The 16,200-nt window shown below is 61.5% G+C and carries 15 protein-coding genes; 4 read left to right on the top strand and 11 right to left on the bottom strand.

Annotation, left to right across the window (positions count from 1 at the left end; translation table 11 throughout):
- Window positions 1–67 precede the first annotated feature (67 nt).
- Window positions 68–994 carry an ArsR/SmtB family transcription factor gene (locus NKH60_RS07415; RefSeq protein WP_352472493.1) on the bottom strand — a complete coding sequence of 309 codons (927 nt, stop codon included), beginning with the start codon at window positions 992–994 and terminating at the stop codon, window positions 68–70.
- A 249-nt stretch (window positions 995–1,243) separates the two neighbouring features.
- Between NKH60_RS07415 and NKH60_RS07420 the strand changes: the two genes are divergently transcribed.
- From NKH60_RS07420 to NKH60_RS07435, 4 genes are read left to right on the top strand one after another with little or no spacing between them, the layout of a single operon-like run.
- Window positions 1,244–2,122, top strand: a complete 879-nt coding sequence (locus NKH60_RS07420; protein WP_352851013.1) for an ABC transporter permease — start codon at window positions 1,244–1,246, stop codon at window positions 2,120–2,122.
- Window positions 2,119–2,940, top strand: coding sequence for an ABC transporter permease (locus NKH60_RS07425; protein WP_352835850.1), 822 nt, complete (start codon window positions 2,119–2,121; stop codon window positions 2,938–2,940). The genes NKH60_RS07420 and NKH60_RS07425 overlap by 4 nt, the downstream gene beginning before the upstream one ends.
- Before the next feature lie 22 nt (window positions 2,941–2,962).
- The gene (locus NKH60_RS07430) at window positions 2,963–4,105 is read left to right on the top strand and encodes an extracellular solute-binding protein (RefSeq protein ID WP_352835853.1); all 1,143 of its coding nucleotides are present in this window, start codon (window positions 2,963–2,965) and stop codon (window positions 4,103–4,105) included.
- On the top strand, window positions 4,098–5,273 hold the full coding sequence (locus tag NKH60_RS07435) for an ABC transporter ATP-binding protein (protein WP_352835856.1): 1,176 nt from the start codon (window positions 4,098–4,100) through the stop codon (window positions 5,271–5,273). Before NKH60_RS07430 ends, NKH60_RS07435 begins: the two co-directional genes overlap by 8 nt.
- 19 nt (window positions 5,274–5,292) lie before the next feature.
- Here the strand turns inward: NKH60_RS07435 and NKH60_RS07440 are convergent, their stop codons facing one another.
- The 10 genes from NKH60_RS07440 to NKH60_RS07485 all read right to left on the bottom strand — a co-directional run bounded on the left by NKH60_RS07440 (window position 5,293) and on the right by NKH60_RS07485 (window position 15,962).
- Window positions 5,293–6,270 carry a branched-chain amino acid ABC transporter permease gene (locus NKH60_RS07440; RefSeq protein ID WP_352683173.1) on the bottom strand — a complete coding sequence of 326 codons (978 nt, stop codon included), beginning with the start codon at window positions 6,268–6,270 and terminating at the stop codon, window positions 5,293–5,295.
- A gap of 1 nt (window position 6,271) precedes the next feature.
- Complete coding sequence (locus NKH60_RS07445) at window positions 6,272–7,159, bottom strand: branched-chain amino acid ABC transporter permease (protein ID WP_254819527.1); 888 nt, start codon at window positions 7,157–7,159, stop codon at window positions 6,272–6,274.
- A gap of 7 nt (window positions 7,160–7,166) precedes the next feature.
- Complete coding sequence (locus tag NKH60_RS07450) at window positions 7,167–7,877, bottom strand: ABC transporter ATP-binding protein (RefSeq protein WP_352851014.1); 711 nt, start codon at window positions 7,875–7,877, stop codon at window positions 7,167–7,169.
- Window positions 7,870–8,643 carry an ABC transporter ATP-binding protein gene (locus tag NKH60_RS07455; protein WP_352472485.1) on the bottom strand — a complete coding sequence of 258 codons (774 nt, stop codon included), beginning with the start codon at window positions 8,641–8,643 and terminating at the stop codon, window positions 7,870–7,872. Before NKH60_RS07455 ends, NKH60_RS07450 begins: the two co-directional genes overlap by 8 nt.
- An 11-nt stretch (window positions 8,644–8,654) precedes the next feature.
- Window positions 8,655–9,863 carry an ABC transporter substrate-binding protein gene (locus tag NKH60_RS07460; RefSeq protein ID WP_352835865.1) on the bottom strand — a complete coding sequence of 403 codons (1,209 nt, stop codon included), beginning with the start codon at window positions 9,861–9,863 and terminating at the stop codon, window positions 8,655–8,657.
- 311 nt (window positions 9,864–10,174) lie between these two features.
- Window positions 10,175–11,167 (bottom strand): ABC transporter ATP-binding protein, encoded by a 993-nt coding sequence (locus NKH60_RS07465; protein WP_352835867.1) that lies wholly within the window; start codon window positions 11,165–11,167, stop codon window positions 10,175–10,177.
- Window positions 11,164–12,189 carry an ABC transporter ATP-binding protein gene (locus NKH60_RS07470; RefSeq protein WP_352472482.1) on the bottom strand — a complete coding sequence of 342 codons (1,026 nt, stop codon included), beginning with the start codon at window positions 12,187–12,189 and terminating at the stop codon, window positions 11,164–11,166. Before NKH60_RS07470 ends, NKH60_RS07465 begins: the two co-directional genes overlap by 4 nt.
- Entirely contained in the window at window positions 12,179–13,153 is a 975-nt protein-coding gene (locus NKH60_RS07475; RefSeq protein WP_352541714.1) for an ABC transporter permease, read from the bottom strand. The genes NKH60_RS07470 and NKH60_RS07475 overlap by 11 nt, the downstream gene beginning before the upstream one ends.
- A complete protein-coding gene (locus NKH60_RS07480) occupies window positions 13,153–14,181 on the bottom strand; it encodes an ABC transporter permease (RefSeq protein WP_352449667.1) in 1,029 nt (342 codons plus the stop codon). The genes NKH60_RS07475 and NKH60_RS07480 overlap by 1 nt, the downstream gene beginning before the upstream one ends.
- A gap of 107 nt (window positions 14,182–14,288) precedes the next feature.
- Entirely contained in the window at window positions 14,289–15,962 is a 1,674-nt protein-coding gene (locus NKH60_RS07485) for an ABC transporter substrate-binding protein (RefSeq protein ID WP_352541715.1), read from the bottom strand.
- Window positions 15,963–16,200 lie beyond the last annotated feature (238 nt).

The following is a 16,200-nucleotide window of genomic DNA, read 5'->3' on the forward strand; positions in this document are numbered from 1 at the left end:
ATGTGGCACAGCAGAATGCCAGATCGTTGAAATCGCTGCGTTATCTTCAGAACCCGGTTTCATGATATCAACCAGTTTTGATCCTGAGCAGGATGTCCTGATCGTAATTTCCAAAGCCCTTGCCGAAAATATTGATCCCGCCGGGGCGCTTGGCGTCGTCCTTGACGCCGATACGGACGCGGATTGAATGATGGCTCTTCAGATCGAGTGCAGCGAGGCCGGTTTCGGAAATCCTGAGGCCGTCGACATGGGTGCCGTCATTGGCAATTCGCCAGTTCTTCAGCTTACCGTATTGCGAGCCCTTGAGCTTCCACCAGGAGGGCGTGAAGACGCCGCGCTTGTCGCCGAAATCCCCCGGCGACGTCCAGGTGCCGACATCGACGCCATTGATCGTCAGCGTGATGTCCGAGGGCCAATCGGCGCTGGTGCCCGGCACTTCCGAAGACAGCTCTATCGCAACTTCGAGTCCGGTGATCTCGGCATTGGCGAGCTTGGCATTGTTGGGGAACTGGTATTCGACAAAACCGCGCGTGAACCATAGCAGACCGGCCTTCATGCGGTCCGGATCGAGGAAAGTGTTCGGCACATCGAGTAGACCGATGATGCCGTCCGGCGAACAAAGGCCGCAGGGCGCGGTAACCTCGAAGCCGGTATAAAGCCCGATCGGCATCGACACTTCGATCGCGTCGTTCTTGACCGCACGATATTCGCTCTTGAACACGACGAGCACTTCTTCCGCCGTCGGATAACAGATTTTCTGACTGCCTTTCTTCGCTTTCAGGTTCTCGGTGCGGATCAGCCCCGCATCCTCCAGCACCTGGATGTTGGTCGAGACGGTCGACTGCGGAAGCGACAGCACGGCGGCGATTTCGTTGACATTCATCGGCCCCTTCTCATGCAGCAGTTTCAGCATCGAGATCCGCGCCGAGGAGGCAAGCCCCTTGAGCACGGCAATGCCTTCCTCAGGTTCAATCACCAGAAAATTGCGACTCATAAAATTGCCCGGCCCATGTTAAATCCATATCCGAAATTACCCTGTATATCGGGATATCTGATTTAATCAATGTGCAGGCGGAACGCCGGGCAATTTGTTGAATCCGGCAGGGCGAGGGTCGCGCGGTGGCCCTGCACAGAATTTGTGCAGGAGCCATATGCAGAGTGGACACCTGAACGCCGATCGCCCAATCTAGTCCGGAGCCGAGCCCGTTGATGGCGGCTTGCACATAAAGCGGTTGGACGGGTCGTGACCAAAGGGTGGAAATTATACGATCAGCGACTGGCCTGGGTCCTCGTCGCGCCTGTGCTTTTACTGCTTACCCTGCTTCTGCTGCTGCCGATCGCGATGATGACGGTCTACACGTTTTTCACCTTCGTCACCGCGGGGGTGGAGTCGGCGGTGCTGACCTTCGACAACTGGAAGGAATTCCTCACCGACAGCTACTATCACGGTTTTCTTTGGAAGACCGTTCGCGTCGGCGCCATCACCGCTGTGATCTGCGCGATCCTTGGCTATTTCCCCGCCTATTTCATCTGGGCCACGACCTTCAGGCACAAATGGCTGTTGTTGCTGCTGCTCATCGTGCCGTTCTGGATCAGCTTCACCATCCGGACATTCTCGTGGATCCATATTCTCGGCGAACAGGGGCTGATCAACGTCGTGCTCATCAGGCTGGGGATTATCAACGAGCCGTTGCCGATGCTCTACACCGAGGGCGCCGTCATCATGGGGCTGCTGCATTTTCTGCTGCCCTATATGATCCTGAACGTCTATGTCAGCCTGGAAAGCATCGACCGCACGCTGATCGCCGCCGCCCGCTCGATGGGCTGTACCAGCGCGCAGGCGTTTCGCGAAGTGACCCTGCCGCTATCGATGCCGGGGCTGGGCGCCGGGCTGCTGCTCTGCTTCGTGCTGGCGGCCGGCTCCTATGTGACGCCGCAGCTGCTCGGTGGCAGCCGCGATGCGCTGTTCGGCAACTTGATCTACGACACCATCATGGGGCAGCTCAATTGGCCGATGGGCGCCACGCTTTCCATCGTCCTGTTCGTCCTGCTCGGCGCGGCCGCGGCCGCCTATAGCCGCTATATGGGCCTATCGCAGATCATGAAGGGCCTCAGTGCATGAGAGCGGATCATCCCGATCGCGAAGGCAGATGGGCGTGGCGGCTGACCGGCGCGATCACGGTGTGCGTCTACGTCTTCATGTTTGCGCCGATCCTCGCCACGGTCGTGCTTTCCTTCAATGCCTCGATGTTCGGCGGCTTTCCCCTCACCGGCTTCAGCCTGCGATGGTACGAAAAGCTGCTCACCAACGAGCCGGTTCTCGACGCCTTCCGGACATCGATGTGGATTGCCCTGGTGACGGCAACGGTGACGACGCTGCTCGGCATCATGGCGGCATTGGCGCTGGTGCGCTTCGAGTTCCGTGGCAAGCAGGCGATCAACACGCTTGTCATTCTTCCCGCGCTGGTCCCCGAAACGATACTCGGCGTCGGCCTGCTGGTCATGATCAAAGCCGTCGACCAGCCGCGCAGCATGACGCTGCTGGTGCTCGGCCACATTATGCTCACGCTCCCCTACGTGGTGCTGATCGTCCAGGCGCGCATGGTCGGCATAAAACGTTCCTATGAGGAGGCGGCGCTTTCGCTCGGGGCGCCGCGCGTGTCGACATTCCGCGAAATCACGCTGCCGCTGCTCATTCCCGCAGTGCTTGCCAGTGTTCTGCTCGCTTTCACCATTTCGTTCGACAACACCTCGGCCAGCCTGTTCTGGCGGCCGGCCGGCGTCGAGACCATGCCGACGCAAATCCTTTCGATGCTGAAGATCTCGATCAGCCCTGAGGTGAACGCGCTCGGAACCGTCATGATCCTTTTGACGGTCGGCATTCCCTTGGCAGGCGGGCTCATCCTGCAAAGCCTCACCTGGTTCAAGGCAGGCAAGTGAAAATGAAAATGGGAGAATGGAAATGAAACTGACAACCACCAAACGACTGGAACGGCTCAACGAACGCTATGCCAATGGTGACATCAGCCGGCGATCATTCCTGACGCTGACGGCGGCCGCTGCCGCCGCCACCGGGCTTTCCATGCCCTGGATGGGACGGGCGCTGGCCGCGGTTTCGGAAGTGCGCTTCGACGGATGGGGCGGCGTGGTGCAGGAGGCGATCGATAAGTACGCGTTCCAGCCTTATACCGCCAAGTCCAAGGTCAAGGTCGTCCAGGGCACCTTTGGCGACGAGAACGAGATCATCACCAAGATCAAGACGTCGAAACCAGGCGACTTCCAGATCGTCCATTCTTCCGGCGTCAACTACTACATCAAATACGTCAATGGCGGTTTCAATTCGGAGATCAACGAGGCAAACATTCCGAACATGGCGAATGTCCTGACCGCCATGATCGAGCCGTTCCGCAAGATCACGCCGAAGCTGTCGGCAGTGCCATATGATTACGGCACCACCGGCATCGCCTACAACAACAAGGTCATCTCGCCGGAGGAAGCCAAGGAAAAGGGCGCCAACCTGCTTACCGACACGAAATATGCCGGCAAGATCGGCGGCTATGCCGATATGACGACGCGCGTCTGGTATGCGGCACTGCAGACGAAACAGGACCCCAACAACATCCAGGACATGGATGCGGTCTGGGCCAAGGTTCGCGAGACCCGCGACCTGGCCAAGAAGTTCTGGAGTTCCGGCGCGGAACTCATGGACCTCCTGTCGCGAAACGAGATCGTTGTCACCGACGCCTGGTCAGGACGTGTCGCCGCCCTGCAGCAGCAGGGCCAGCCGATCGGCTATCTCGACCCTACCGGCTCATACGCGTGGATGGAGGACATGCTGGTCCTCAAGGGTTCGCCGATGGCCGAATGCGAGGAACTGATCAACTTCATGCTGGATCCTGCCACCTCGATCGCCGTCGCCGAGGGCCAGAACTATCCGCCATCGCTTGACCCCACCAAGGTGAAGCTGACCGACAAGATCGCGGCGCTTCCGGCCTTCGACCCGACTGGATCGATGAAATCGCTGACCTTCGCCGATCCGCTCTACTGGGCGAAGAACGAAGACGCCTGGACCAAGCAATGGGACAGGGTGTCGAAAGGTGCATGACGACAACAGCCACGACCAGCAGCCCCGGCCGGCTTCGGCCGGGGCTGATGGCGACCCGCTCGCCCAGAGCGAGCGGCAGCCGATAGGAAAGCCTGCGGTCGAGTTTCGCGACATCGATATTTTCTACGGCAAGTTCGCCGCTGTGCGCGATTTTTCACTGGCAATCCGCAAAGGTAGTTTCGTCACCTTGCTGGGGCCGTCCGGGTGCGGCAAAACGACGATCCTGCGCTCGATCGCGGGCCTGGTCGACATCTCCAGTGGCCAGATCTCGATCGGCGGAAAGCGGGTCGACGACATCCCGATCTATAAGCGCAACATTGGTCTGGTGTTCCAGAACTACGCGCTCTTTCCGCACAAGAACGTCTTCGACAACGTCGCATTCGGCCTGAAATACCGAAACGTGCCGAAACTGGAAATCGTGCGCCGGGTCAAGAAGGCGCTGGATATGGTGCGGCTGCCCGGCAGTGAGACAAAGCTGCCGTCACAGCTCTCGGGCGGCCAGCAGCAACGCATCGCACTGGCCCGCGCCATCGTCTTCGAGCCGGAAGTGCTGCTGCTGGACGAGCCCTTGTCGGCGCTCGACGCCAATATGCGCGAGGACATGCGCGTCGAGATCAAGAAAATCCAGAGGGAGACGGGCATCACTGCTATCTTCGTGACGCACGACCAGGAAGAAGCCTTGTCGATGTCCGACCACATCGTCGTGATGAACGCCGGCCTGATCGAGCAGATCGGCTCCCCCGCGCAGGTCTATGACCAGCCGGCCACCGCATTCGTCGCCAATTTCCTGGGCAAGGCCAACATGCTGCCCGGCAGCGTGACCGTGATGGACGGCAAGATGGCGACGATCGCGCTGGCCACCGGCCATATCGTAAAGGCGGCCGCGCCGAAGGCGCTCGAGACCGGCAGCGTGGTCACCGTCGTCGTTCGCCCGCAGAAGCTTACCGTCGGTACCGCCGGTGCTGCCAACAGGCTGGCGGGACGGATCGTCTCGACCTCCTATCTCGGCGGCAATGCGGTCTACGAGATCGACATCGGCGCCGGCACGCTGGTGCGCGCCAACACGTTGATCGACGGCCAGCCGCTGCGTGAAGGCGAAGCGGTCGATGTCTGCTTCGACCTGCTGGGCTGCGTGCTTCTCGACGCGCAAGGTGTACGCATCGCCTAGCGAGGCGGCGCTGACCCGTTCAGTCTTTCGCGTCACCCTTTGGCCCGAGAAATCGCGCATAGATCTCACCGACAATACCGCGCCGGAAAACCAGCACGCAGACCATGAAGGTCAGGCCCGTGGCGATGGTCACTGGAAAATTCGAGGTGGCGAGCGTGTTCTCCAGGCCGACGACCAGACTGGCGCCGATGATCGGCCCGACCATGGTGCCGATGCCGCCGAGGAGCGTCATCAGGATCACCTCGCCGGACATCTGCCAGGTGACGTCGGTGAGTGTGGCAAACTGGAAAACGATCGCCTTGAGCGCGCCGGCCAGCCCGGCCAATGTTGCCGACATGACGAAAGCCGCCAGCTTGTAGTTGGCGACGGAATAGCCAAGCGAAATGGCCCGGCTCTCGTTTTCCCGGATGGAACGCAGGATCATGCCGAAAGGCGAGTTGATGATGCGCCAGATGGCGAACACGCCGATCAGGAAGACCGCCAGCACGAAATAATAGATGTTCATCGAGACGTTCAGGTCGAGCATTCCAAGCAGCCTGCCGCGCGGCACGCCCTGGATGCCGTCCTCACCTCCGGTGAACGGCGCCTGCACGCAGAAGAAGAAGAACATCTGCGACAGCGCCAGCGTGATCATGGCGAAATAGATGCCTTGCCGGCGGATGGCAAAGAAGCCCATCACAAGGCCGAGCAGCGCGGCACCTAGGACACCGAGCAGGATGCCCGCTTCCGGTGGCCAGCCCCAGACCTTGACCGCGTATGCGGTGAAATAGGCCGCCCCGCCGAAGAATGTCGCATGGCCGAAGGACAACAGCCCGGTGTAGCCGAGCAGAAGGTTGAACGCGCAGGCAAACAGCGCAAAGCACAGCATCTTCATCAGGAAGATCGGATAGACGAAGAAAGGCGCCACCAGCAGCGCCAGGATGCCGAGCCCGACCAGCGCCCATTCAAGCCGTGCCGAATTCTTGGCACGCGTCTCGCGAAGTGTCAGTTCGGCCATCTCAGGCATCCCTTCCGAACAGGCCGGCTGGCCGGACCAGAAGCACGATTGCCATGATGACGAAGACCACCAGATTGGAGGCTTCGGGATAGAAGACCTTAGTCAGGCCTTCGGCGAGGCCAAGCATGTAACCGGTGACGATCGCCCCGAGGATCGATCCCATGCCGCCGACCACGACGACGGCGAAGACGACGATGATGAGGTCAGATCCCATCAGCGGGCTCACCTGATAGATCGGCGCGGCGAGAACCCCTGCAAGTCCGGCAAGAGCGGCGCCGAGGCCGTAGGTGAGGGTCAGCAGCAACGGCACGTTGACGCCGAAAGCCTGCACCAGGCCGGGGTTCTCCGTCGCCGCGCGCAGATAGGAGCCCAGCCTGGTCTTCTCGATCAGCGCCCAGGTGCCGAAACAGACGATCATCGAGGCGACCACCACCCAGCCGCGATAATTGGGCAGGAACATGAAGCCGAGATTGGTTCCCCCGGAGAGCAGCGGCGGCACGGAATAAGGACTTCCCGATACGCCATAGTAGTAACGGAACACCCCTTCGAGCACGAGCGCGAGGCCAAAGGTGAAAAGCAGCCCGTAGAGCGGGTCGATGTCGTAAAGCCTCGACAGCGCCAGGCGCTCGACCACGACGCCGAAGCCGCCGACGATCAGCGGCGACAGGATCAGAGCCGGCCAGTAGCCGATGCCGAACCGGGTGAGAAGCAGGTAGCCGATGAAGGCGCCGAGCATATAGAGCGCGCCGTGAGCGAAATTGATGACGCGCAACAAGCCGAATATGACAGCCAGGCCCAGGCTCAACATTGCGTAGAACGAGCCGTTGATGAGGCCGACCAGCAATTGGCCGAGGAATGCCTGAACGGGTATTCCGAAGATCATCGTCATGGCGCCATCATACACCCAGCACTTCATGCAGCAGCGTCATGCGATCCGGCAGTTCGCCGACCGGAAAGCCCGCCACGACCTTGCCGTGCTCCATCAGGTAGAAACGGTCGGTGATGCGGCTGGCAAAGCGGAAATTCTGCTCGACCAGCAGGATCGTCATGCCGCGCTTTTTCATCGTCGCCAGCAGATCGCCGATGCGCTGCACAATGACCGGAGCCAGGCCCTCGGTCGGCTCATCGAGAAGCAGCATTTTCACGCCGGTTCTGAGCATGCGCGCGATCGCCAGCATCTGCTGCTCGCCGCCCGACAGCCTGGTGCCGGGGCTGTTGCGGCGCTCCTTCAGATTGGGGAAAAGATCGAATATTTCCTCCACGCTCATGCCGCCCTCGGCGACGATCGGCGGCAGAACCAGATTCTCGTCCACGGTCAGCGTCGCGAAGATGCCGCGTTCCTCCGGCACCAGGCCGATGCCTTGATGCGCGGTCCGGTGCAATGGCAGGCGCATGAGATCCTTGCCGTCGAAAAAAATCTGGCCGGTCCGCTGGCGGATCAGCCCGATAATGGCGCGCAATGTCGTGGTCTTGCCGACGCCGTTGCGGCCCAGCAACGTCACAGTTTCACCTGGAAAGACCTCAAGATCGACGCCGTGCAGCGCATGGCTCTCGCCATACCAGGCGTTGAGGCCGCGGACGGCGAGAAGCGGCGCGGCGTCACTCATCGGCGGTGCCCATATAGGCGATCCTCACCCGCTCGTCGCGGCTGACCGTGGAGTAGTCGCCGGCGGCAAGGATTTCACCGCGCTGCATGACGGTTATCCAGTCGCAAAGATCGGCTACAACAGTCAGATTGTGCTCGACCATCAGCACCGCACGCTCCCTGGCGACCGAGCGGATGATGTCGGAAACCGTGCGCACATCCTCGTGCCCCATGCCGGCCATCGGCTCGTCGAGCAGCAGCACTTTCGGGTCGAGCGCCAGCGTCGTGGCGATCTCGAGCACGCGTTTCCTGCCATAGGAGAGATCGGCGGCGGGCCTGTTCTTGGCATCGTCGAGGCCGACCGACCGCAAAAGCTCCTCGGCGCGCGGCGTCAATCGATCGAGCGCAGACAGCGAGCGCCAGAACTGAACGCTGAGCCCGCCCGGCCGCTGCAGCGCAACACGCACATTGTCGAGCACGCTGAGATGTGGAAACACCGCCGAGATCTGGAACGAGCGCACCAGGCCCATCCGCGCGACCTTGGCCGGCGAGGTGCGGGTGATGTCGTGGCCGAGCAGTTCGATCCTGCCGCTGGTCGGCGGCAGGAACTTGGTGAGCAGGTTGAAGACGGTGGTCTTGCCGGCGCCGTTGGGTCCGATCAGCGCGTGGATGTTGCCGTGGTAGAGGTCGAGATCGACATTCCTGACCGCAACAAAGCCGGCGAAGTCACGCCGCAGGCCGCGGGCGGAAAGCACCACCCGCGGCCGATCCGGTTCAGGCGGCGCCATCGGTCCGCCAATCACTCGCCTGCCATGGGACAGCCGCTCTCCTTGGGGCTCAGAAACGCCTCGTTACCGGGGATCGTGGCGAGCGGTTTGTAATAGTCCCACTCCTTGGTGCTCTCGCTCGGCGACTTGACCTGATAAAGATACATGTCGTGAACCATGTTGCCGTCTGCCTGCACTTTGCCGTTTGCCGTAAAGACATCGTTCACCGGCATCGCATGCAATTCCTTGGCGACCGCCTCGGTTCCATCGGTGCCGGCTTTGTCGATCGCCTTCAAATACTGGGTCACCGCTGAATAGGTGGCGGCCTGGATCATATTCGGCATGCGGTTGGTGCGCTTGAAGAAGCGCTGGGCGAACTCGCGACTCTTGTCGTCGCGATCCCAGTAGAAACCTTCGGTCAGCACCACGCCTTGCGCCGCCTCGAGACCGAGCCCATGCACCTCGGCCAGCGTGAACAGAAGTGCTGCAAGCCTCTGACCGCCCTGCACGATACCGAATTCGGCCGCTTGCTTGATCGAATTGGAGGTGTCGAGGCCGGCATTCGCCAGGCCGATAACCTTGGCGCCCGACGATTGCGCCTGCAGCAGGAAGGATGAATAGTCGGTCGAGCCGAGCGGGTAACGCACCTCGCCAGCCACCTTGCCGCCATGGCTCTCGACGAACTTTGCGGTCTGCTCCTTCAGCGAATAGCCGAATGCATAATCGACTGTGACGAAGAACCAGCTGTCGCCGCCTTGCTGGACGAGAGCGCCACCGGTCCCCACTGCCTGCGAATGCGTGTCGTAGGCCCAGTGGAAGCCATAGGGCGAGCACTGTTTACCGGTTAGCTCGGTGGTCGCGGCGCCGGTGACGATGTCAATTTTTTTCTTTTCCTTGGAAATTCCCTGGACGGCGAGCGCCACCGAGGAGGTGGTCAGTTCCATGATGGAATCGACCTGTTCGGTGTCATACCACTGCCGCGCAATGTTGGAGGCGATGTCCGGCTTGTTCTGGTGGTCGGCGCTGACGATCTCGATCGGCGAGCCTTGTACCTTGCCGCCGAAATCCTCGACCGCCATCTTGGCGGCCTCGACCGACCACTTGCCGCCGAAATCGGCATAGACGCCCGACTGGTCGTTGAGAATGCCGATCTTGATCTTGCCGTCGGAAATCTCGGCGGCTGCGGCAGGCATCGCGGTCGCTGCAAGAAGCGCGGCCGAGACCAGGTACGATATCTTCATTGGTGACTTCCTCCCTTATGGTCGACAACCGAGCAACATGTCGGCGGCAGCCTGCTGCAGCACGAAGAGTGGCCTCCCACATTCCGTCCTCGCCGGCGCAAAATCACGCAGCGCTGTACGGCCGCCGTCCTTCAAATCGTAGCATCGCTCGGCAACGCGAGAACAGTTACTTTAGTATTAGGCATCCGCGATGCCCGGCCGCCGAAGCGCAACATAGCGCCGGATCGTGCGGCGTCCAGATCGGCCTCTATTCTCGCCGAAGCAATGATTACGGCTGACGGTCCGGATATCGTTGAACGAGAATTCCCTCGTCAACCGCCGGCTGGATGATGGCAAGCAACCAGGCGGCCCTCGCCAATGCTTTGGAGAAGCGGGCGCTCGCTGCGGCAGATCGGGGTGGCAGCTGGGCAACGGGTGTGGAACCGGCACCCCGAGGGTGGGTTCATCGGGCTGGGCAGATCACCCTTGAGCACCAGCCGGCCGCGCCGCGCCCGGTCGATGCTGGGTATCGGCACGGCGGAACGCAGCGCCGCGGTGTAATGATGTCTGGGCGCCGCAAAGACCTCGTCGGTCGGCCCGCTCTCCACGATTGACCCCAGATACATCACCGCCACACGGCTCGAGATTTGACGCACCACGGAAAGATCGTGGGCGATGAACACATAGGTCAAGTTGAACTCCTCGCGCAGGTCGGCGAGCAGATTGACGATCTGCGCCTGGATCGACACGTCGAGCGCCGAGACCGGCTCGTCGGCCACGATCAGCCGTGGCCGCAGCGCCAGCGCGCGGGCGATGCCGATACGCTGGCGCTGGCCGCCGGAGAATTCGTGCGGGTAGCGCGATGCGTGCTGGGGCGACAAGTCGACCCGGCGCAGGAGCTCGGCCACGCGGTCCGCCATTTCCGATGCCGAGAGGCGTTCATGGATGCGGAACGGATCGGCCAGCAGATCGCCGACCCGCCGGCGCGGATTGAGCGAAGCGCTGGGATCCTGAAAGACCATCTGCATCTGCCGCCGCAACGGACGAAGCTGGCGCTGGGAGGCGTCGCTGATGTCGCGGCCCTCGAATTCCAGCGACCCCGAGCTGATTTCGGTCAGACGCACCAGACACCGGCCAAGCGTGGATTTGCCGCAACCGGACTCGCCGACGATGCCGAGGTTCTCCCCGGGCCAGATGTCGAGCGACACCCTATCAACCGCATGCACGGTCCGGCGCTGCGCCGGGAAGATCGAGCGGCCGACGCTATAGCGCTTCGACAGGTCGCCGGCACGAAGCAGCGGACGTTCGAGTGGCCTGGCATTCATCGTTGCATCTCCACCACGCCGCCAGGCCTCTGGGCAGCGAATTGTCTGCGCGTAGGCTCCGGCAACAGGCACGCGGCGCGATGGCTCTCGCCTTGCATGATCGGCAGTTGAACCAGACAGGCGTCGTGGCGAAAGGCGCAGCGGGGGCTGAAGGCGCAGCCTTTCGGCAGGTTGGAGAGCGACGGCGGAATTCCCGGAATGGCAGCGAGCCGGGCTGGACGTGGTCCCTCCATCGGCGGGATCGAGCCGAACAAGCCCCATGTGTAGGGATGCAGCGGCGCCCGGAACACGCTGCTCTTGCCGCCCTCCTCGACAAAGCGTCCACCATACATAACCAGTACCCGGTCCGCGACTTCGGCGACGACGCCAAGATCATGCGTGACCAGGATCACAGCGGAACCGAACTGGTCGCGCAATCGTCCGATCAGTTCGAGGATCTGCGCCTGCACGGTAACATCGAGGGCTGTAGTCGGTTCATCCGCGACGAGCAGCGCCGGGTTGCACGAGAGCGCCATGGCAATCACCGCGCGCTGGCGCATACCGCCGGAAAGCTGGTGCGGGTAGCTGTCGATGACCCGATCCGGATTTGCGATGCCGACCGCATCCAGCAATTGCACGGCCCTCGCCCGTGCCGCTTTCGCCGATACCTTTTCATGCGCGCGGACCTGCTCGCCGATCTGGTTGCCGATCGTATGCACCGGGGTGAGCGCAGACATCGGATCCTGGAAGATCATCGCGATTTGGCGGCCGCGGATGGCATCGAGCGCACGCCGCTTGAGCCCGATCAGCTCCTGTCCCATGAAACGGATGGAACCGGAGACGATAGCGTTGGGGCTGTCGATCAACCCCATAATGGCGAGCAAGGTCTGGCTTTTGCCCGAACCGGATTCGCCGACCACACCGACGATCTCGCGCTGCTCGACGGAGAACGAAACACCTCCCACCGCCCGCACCAGGCCTTCGTCGCTGCGGAAGGAGACAGTGAGGTCCTTGACCACCAGAAGGGGAGCATCAGCCGACATTGCGCGCCCTCGGGTCGATTATGACGAAGACGACGTCGACGACGAAGTTTGCCATCACCACGAAGAAGGCGGCGTAAATCACCGTGGCCAGGATCATCGGCAGATCGAGGGTCTGCAGCGCCTCATACGTCAGTTTTCCGACACCCTGCAATCCGAAGACCACTTCGGTCAACAGCGCGCCGCCGCCGACCAAGGCACCGAAATCGAGGCCGAACATGGTGACGAATGCGACCAAAGAGGTCCTGAGGCCATGATGCAGCAGCACCCGGCGTTCGCCGATCCCCTTGGCCCGGGCGGTGCGGATGAAATCCTCCTGCATCATTTCGATCAGGCTTGCCCGCAGCACCCGGCCGTAGAGGCCGACATAAAGGGTTGCCAGCGTGAACCACGGAATGACGAGCGCCTTGAACCAGCCCCAGGGATTCTCGGTCAGGGGGATGTAGCCGAGCGGAGGAACCCAGGAAAACAGCCAGTTGTCGTGCCAGCGGCTTTGCGTCAGCAGGTTGGCGACCTCGCCCAGCCAGAAGACCGGGATCGACACACCTACCAGGCTCAGGATCATCAGCGCGCGATCAATGAATGTACCGCGCGTTGCGCCTGCGATCACACCGACGATCAATCCGCCGAGCACCCACAGCACTGCCGCGCCGCCGACCAGCGACAGCGTCACGGGAATGGCGCTTATCACGGTCGGAATGACGCGCTGCCCGCGATTGACGAAGGAGGTGAGATCGCGGCTGACGAAAAGCCGGTTCATCATCAGCCCATATTGCACCGGCAATGGCCGGTCGAGACCGAAATCGTGGCGCACCTGGATCAGCGTCTCTTGCGAAGCATTGCGGCCAGCAATGCGCGCCGATGGATCAGCGCCAGGCGTCGCAAAGAAGATCAGGAAAGCGACGACGCTGATACCGAACATAACCAGCACCATCTGGCCAAGCCGGAAGCCGAGCGCGGCAACCACTAGACGCCCCTCGGCGAGGATTTCGGATCGAGCGCGTCGCGCACGCCGTCGCCCAGAATGTTTAGAGCCAGCACCGTGATCACAATGGCTAGCCCCGGCGCCAGTGCCACGACCGGCCGCGAATAGAGCAGGCCCTGGCCGTCCTGGATGATCGTGCCCCAGCTGGCATCCGGCGGCTGCACGCCGATCGACAGGAACGACAGCGAGGATTCCGTCATCATGTTGAGCGCCAGGATCAACGGCACGAAAACGATGATGCGGGTCACCACATTGGGCATGATGTCGCGCAAAAGGATGCGCCAGGGCGATGCGCCAAGGCCGATCGCAGCGGTGACGAATTCGGCATGCATTAAGGTCAGGACATGGCCGCGGATCGGCCGCGCCACATAGGGCACATAGACGATGCCGATGATGAAGACCGGTAGCCACAGGCTGCCGGAGCGGATTTCGAACGGACCGATCTGGATACTCTGCGCAATCAGCACGATCGACAATGAAATTGCCAACAGGAAAATCGGAAAAGCCCAGAGCACGTCGAGAATGCGCGACAGGCCGATGTCGACGATGCCGCCGAAGAAGCCGGAAACGACCCCAAGGAATGTCGCGAGGACAAGGCACAGCACGGCTGCAGCACCCGAGATCAACAGCGAATCCCGTCCGCCGTAAAGCAGCCGCGCCGCGACGTCACGGCCCTGGTTGTCGGCACCCAGCATATAGGGTCCGATGCGCCAGGTCGGCCCGACCGGCGTCATGCCGAGGCCAAGGCCTTCGGTGGAGGGCTGCAGCACCGGCTGGGTCACCCCATCGACGACGATCTCGCCATTGAGATTGGTCACAAATGGATCGGTGCCGGAGACGTACCGCGCATAAAGCGGCGCCGCGAGCGAGGCGATCACGATGACGACGAGCACGGCGAAGGCAGATATTGCCGAACGATCGCCTTTCAGCTTGCGCCATGCGGTGCGCCACGGGCCATCGGTGGCCCGGCGAACCGGGATGGCAGGCTGGTCCGCAATGACATTGACCATGAACAGGATTGCCTGGGAAAAATCGCGGCCTGGAAGATGCGCTGATCCGCCGGAAAAGGAAATGCGACGGAGAGCCAGCGGCACTCCGTCGCATTGGCTCCGGTCGGCTATTCCACCCAGGACTGGCTGACAATCCAGTAGAATTGCGGGCTGAAGGTGAAGTTCTTCAGCCTGGAAGAGATCACATCGACGCGCTTTGGCGTGAACAGGACAGCGACCGGAGCCTTGTCCGTCACAGCCTTGTCGATGGCGGTCCAGAGTGTCGCGCCCTTGGCCGGATCGGCGATGGTGGCTGCCTCTGCCTCGTCCATCGATGCGTCGATCGACTTGTCGCAGAACCCCGAAATATTGACCGAGGCGTCGGAGCCCGGCGTAAACGAGGCACAGCTGAACAAGACCTGCAGGAAATTCGATGGCGCCGGGTAATCCTGGAACCATTGCGAGATCGAAATCTGCACCTTGTTATTGGTGTTCTGGATGTAGGTGAACTGTATGTTCTGCGAGATCGGCTTGACCGACGTCTTGTAGCCAAGCTGGTTGAGCACATCCTGCAGGTAGACGCCGATCGCTTTGGAGACCGTGGTGTCCTCGGTGATGATCGTCACCTCCTGACCTGCGGTTCCCGATTCAGCGACCAATTGCTTGGCCTTGTCCATATCCGGTGCTGACCACTTCTCGCCCGGATTGGCGGTGAACGGGCAATAGGCCACAAATGACGGGAAGCCCGGTGGCAGGATCTGGCAGGCCGGTTGCGCCAGATTGCTGCCGCCGAACAGCTTGACCATCGCGGCGCGGTCGATCGCGAAGTTCACTGCCTGGCGAACGCGGATGTCGTTGAACGGCGCCAGATTGGTGTTCATCGGCGCGTACCACATCGCTGTCAGCGGATGAACCGTGACCTGCTTGGCATATTTGGTGCCGAGTTCGGCGAGACGGTCGGACGGCGGCGGGTCGAACATCCAGTCCGCCTGGCCGTTCTCGACAGCGGTCACCGCCGCCTCGTCGGTTAGGCCGAATTCGTAGTCGATCTCGTCCGGATATCCGGCCGGCTGCGCTTCCTTGCTCCATTCCTTGAAATGAGGGTTGCGCACAATCTTCATCAGCTTGTTGGGATCGTAACTGGCGATCATGTAGGGTCCGGTGCCCGGGATCGGATCGGTGCCGGCGTCCTTCAGCGGCGCGCTCGCCGGCAGGATCGACGCATGCGGAACAGCCAGCTTCTGCAGGAACTCGGCATCCGGCTGGACCAGGTTGAAGGTAATGTTTCCGGCGGCGTCGTCGACCGACAGGCCACCTTCGAGGGTACACGTCGCAGGCGTCTTCAAGCACGCATCCGCGCCGACGATGCCTTTGTAGAAGGTCCCGGCCGTCGGCCCGCTGATCTTGAAGATGCGTTGGAACGAAGCCACCACGTCCTTCGTGGTGACATCCGACCCATCCGCGAATTTGATGCCCTTGCGCAGCTTGAAGACGTAGGTCTTGCCGCCGTTCTCGACCTGCGGGAGGCTTTCCGCCAGGTCCGCGACGACTTCGAAGCCGGTCTTGTCCCCGGCCTTCTTGTAGGTCACCAGGCCATCGTAGAGGACATAATTGATCTGGAAATACTGCAGCGTGTAGTTGATGTGCGGATCGGCGGTGCCTGCCGCGGCATTGGCCAGCAGTCGGAGTGTGCCGCCTGGCTTGCCCTCGGTGGCCAGGGCACTGTTTGCCGGCGACATCATGGACACGCCGAGCAGAGCCAGGCAGGGCATCAACGCTGCAAATGCTTTTTGGGGTCGCATATTTGTTCCCTCATGGAGGCGTCTCGGCTTTTGCCGCGCTGAGCCCGGTCGATCGACCATTGCGCGGCTGAAACAGTCTGGGTTTGCGAACGGTGTCCGCTACTTGGCCCAATCGCAAAAGACTACGGCGAGCGAAGCCGGACGGGATAGCTATTAAGATAGATAGGGTCGGACAGGCTTATCCCCGCCTATTTGTTGAGCAGCCGGCCGACATGGCTATTTGACAAGCAATCATCAG

This window comes from Mesorhizobium sp. M1006 (genome assembly GCF_040318825.1).
GTDB lineage: Bacteria > Pseudomonadota > Alphaproteobacteria > Rhizobiales > Rhizobiaceae > Mesorhizobium.

Coding starts and splice junctions, on each gene's coding strand:
- NKH60_RS07440 (WP_352683173.1), bottom strand. CDS start 6,270: ATGGCCGAACTGACACTTCGCGAGACGCGTGCCAAGAATTCGGCACGG.
- NKH60_RS07415 (WP_352472493.1), bottom strand. CDS start 994: ATGAGTCGCAATTTTCTGGTGATTGAACCTGAGGAAGGCATTGCCGTG.
- NKH60_RS07430 (WP_352835853.1), top strand. CDS start 2,963: ATGAAACTGACAACCACCAAACGACTGGAACGGCTCAACGAACGCTAT.
- NKH60_RS07485 (WP_352541715.1), bottom strand. CDS start 15,962: ATGCGACCCCAAAAAGCATTTGCAGCGTTGATGCCCTGCCTGGCTCTG.
- NKH60_RS07450 (WP_352851014.1), bottom strand. CDS start 7,877: ATGAGTGACGCCGCGCCGCTTCTCGCCGTCCGCGGCCTCAACGCCTGG.
- NKH60_RS07460 (WP_352835865.1), bottom strand. CDS start 9,863: ATGAAGATATCGTACCTGGTCTCGGCCGCGCTTCTTGCAGCGACCGCG.
- NKH60_RS07470 (WP_352472482.1), bottom strand. CDS start 12,189: ATGTCGGCTGATGCTCCCCTTCTGGTGGTCAAGGACCTCACTGTCTCC.
- NKH60_RS07425 (WP_352835850.1), top strand. CDS start 2,119: ATGAGAGCGGATCATCCCGATCGCGAAGGCAGATGGGCGTGGCGGCTG.
- NKH60_RS07455 (WP_352472485.1), bottom strand. CDS start 8,643: ATGGCGCCGCCTGAACCGGATCGGCCGCGGGTGGTGCTTTCCGCCCGC.
- NKH60_RS07480 (WP_352449667.1), bottom strand. CDS start 14,181: ATGGTCAATGTCATTGCGGACCAGCCTGCCATCCCGGTTCGCCGGGCC.
- NKH60_RS07445 (WP_254819527.1), bottom strand. CDS start 7,159: ATGACGATGATCTTCGGAATACCCGTTCAGGCATTCCTCGGCCAATTG.
- NKH60_RS07465 (WP_352835867.1), bottom strand. CDS start 11,167: ATGAATGCCAGGCCACTCGAACGTCCGCTGCTTCGTGCCGGCGACCTG.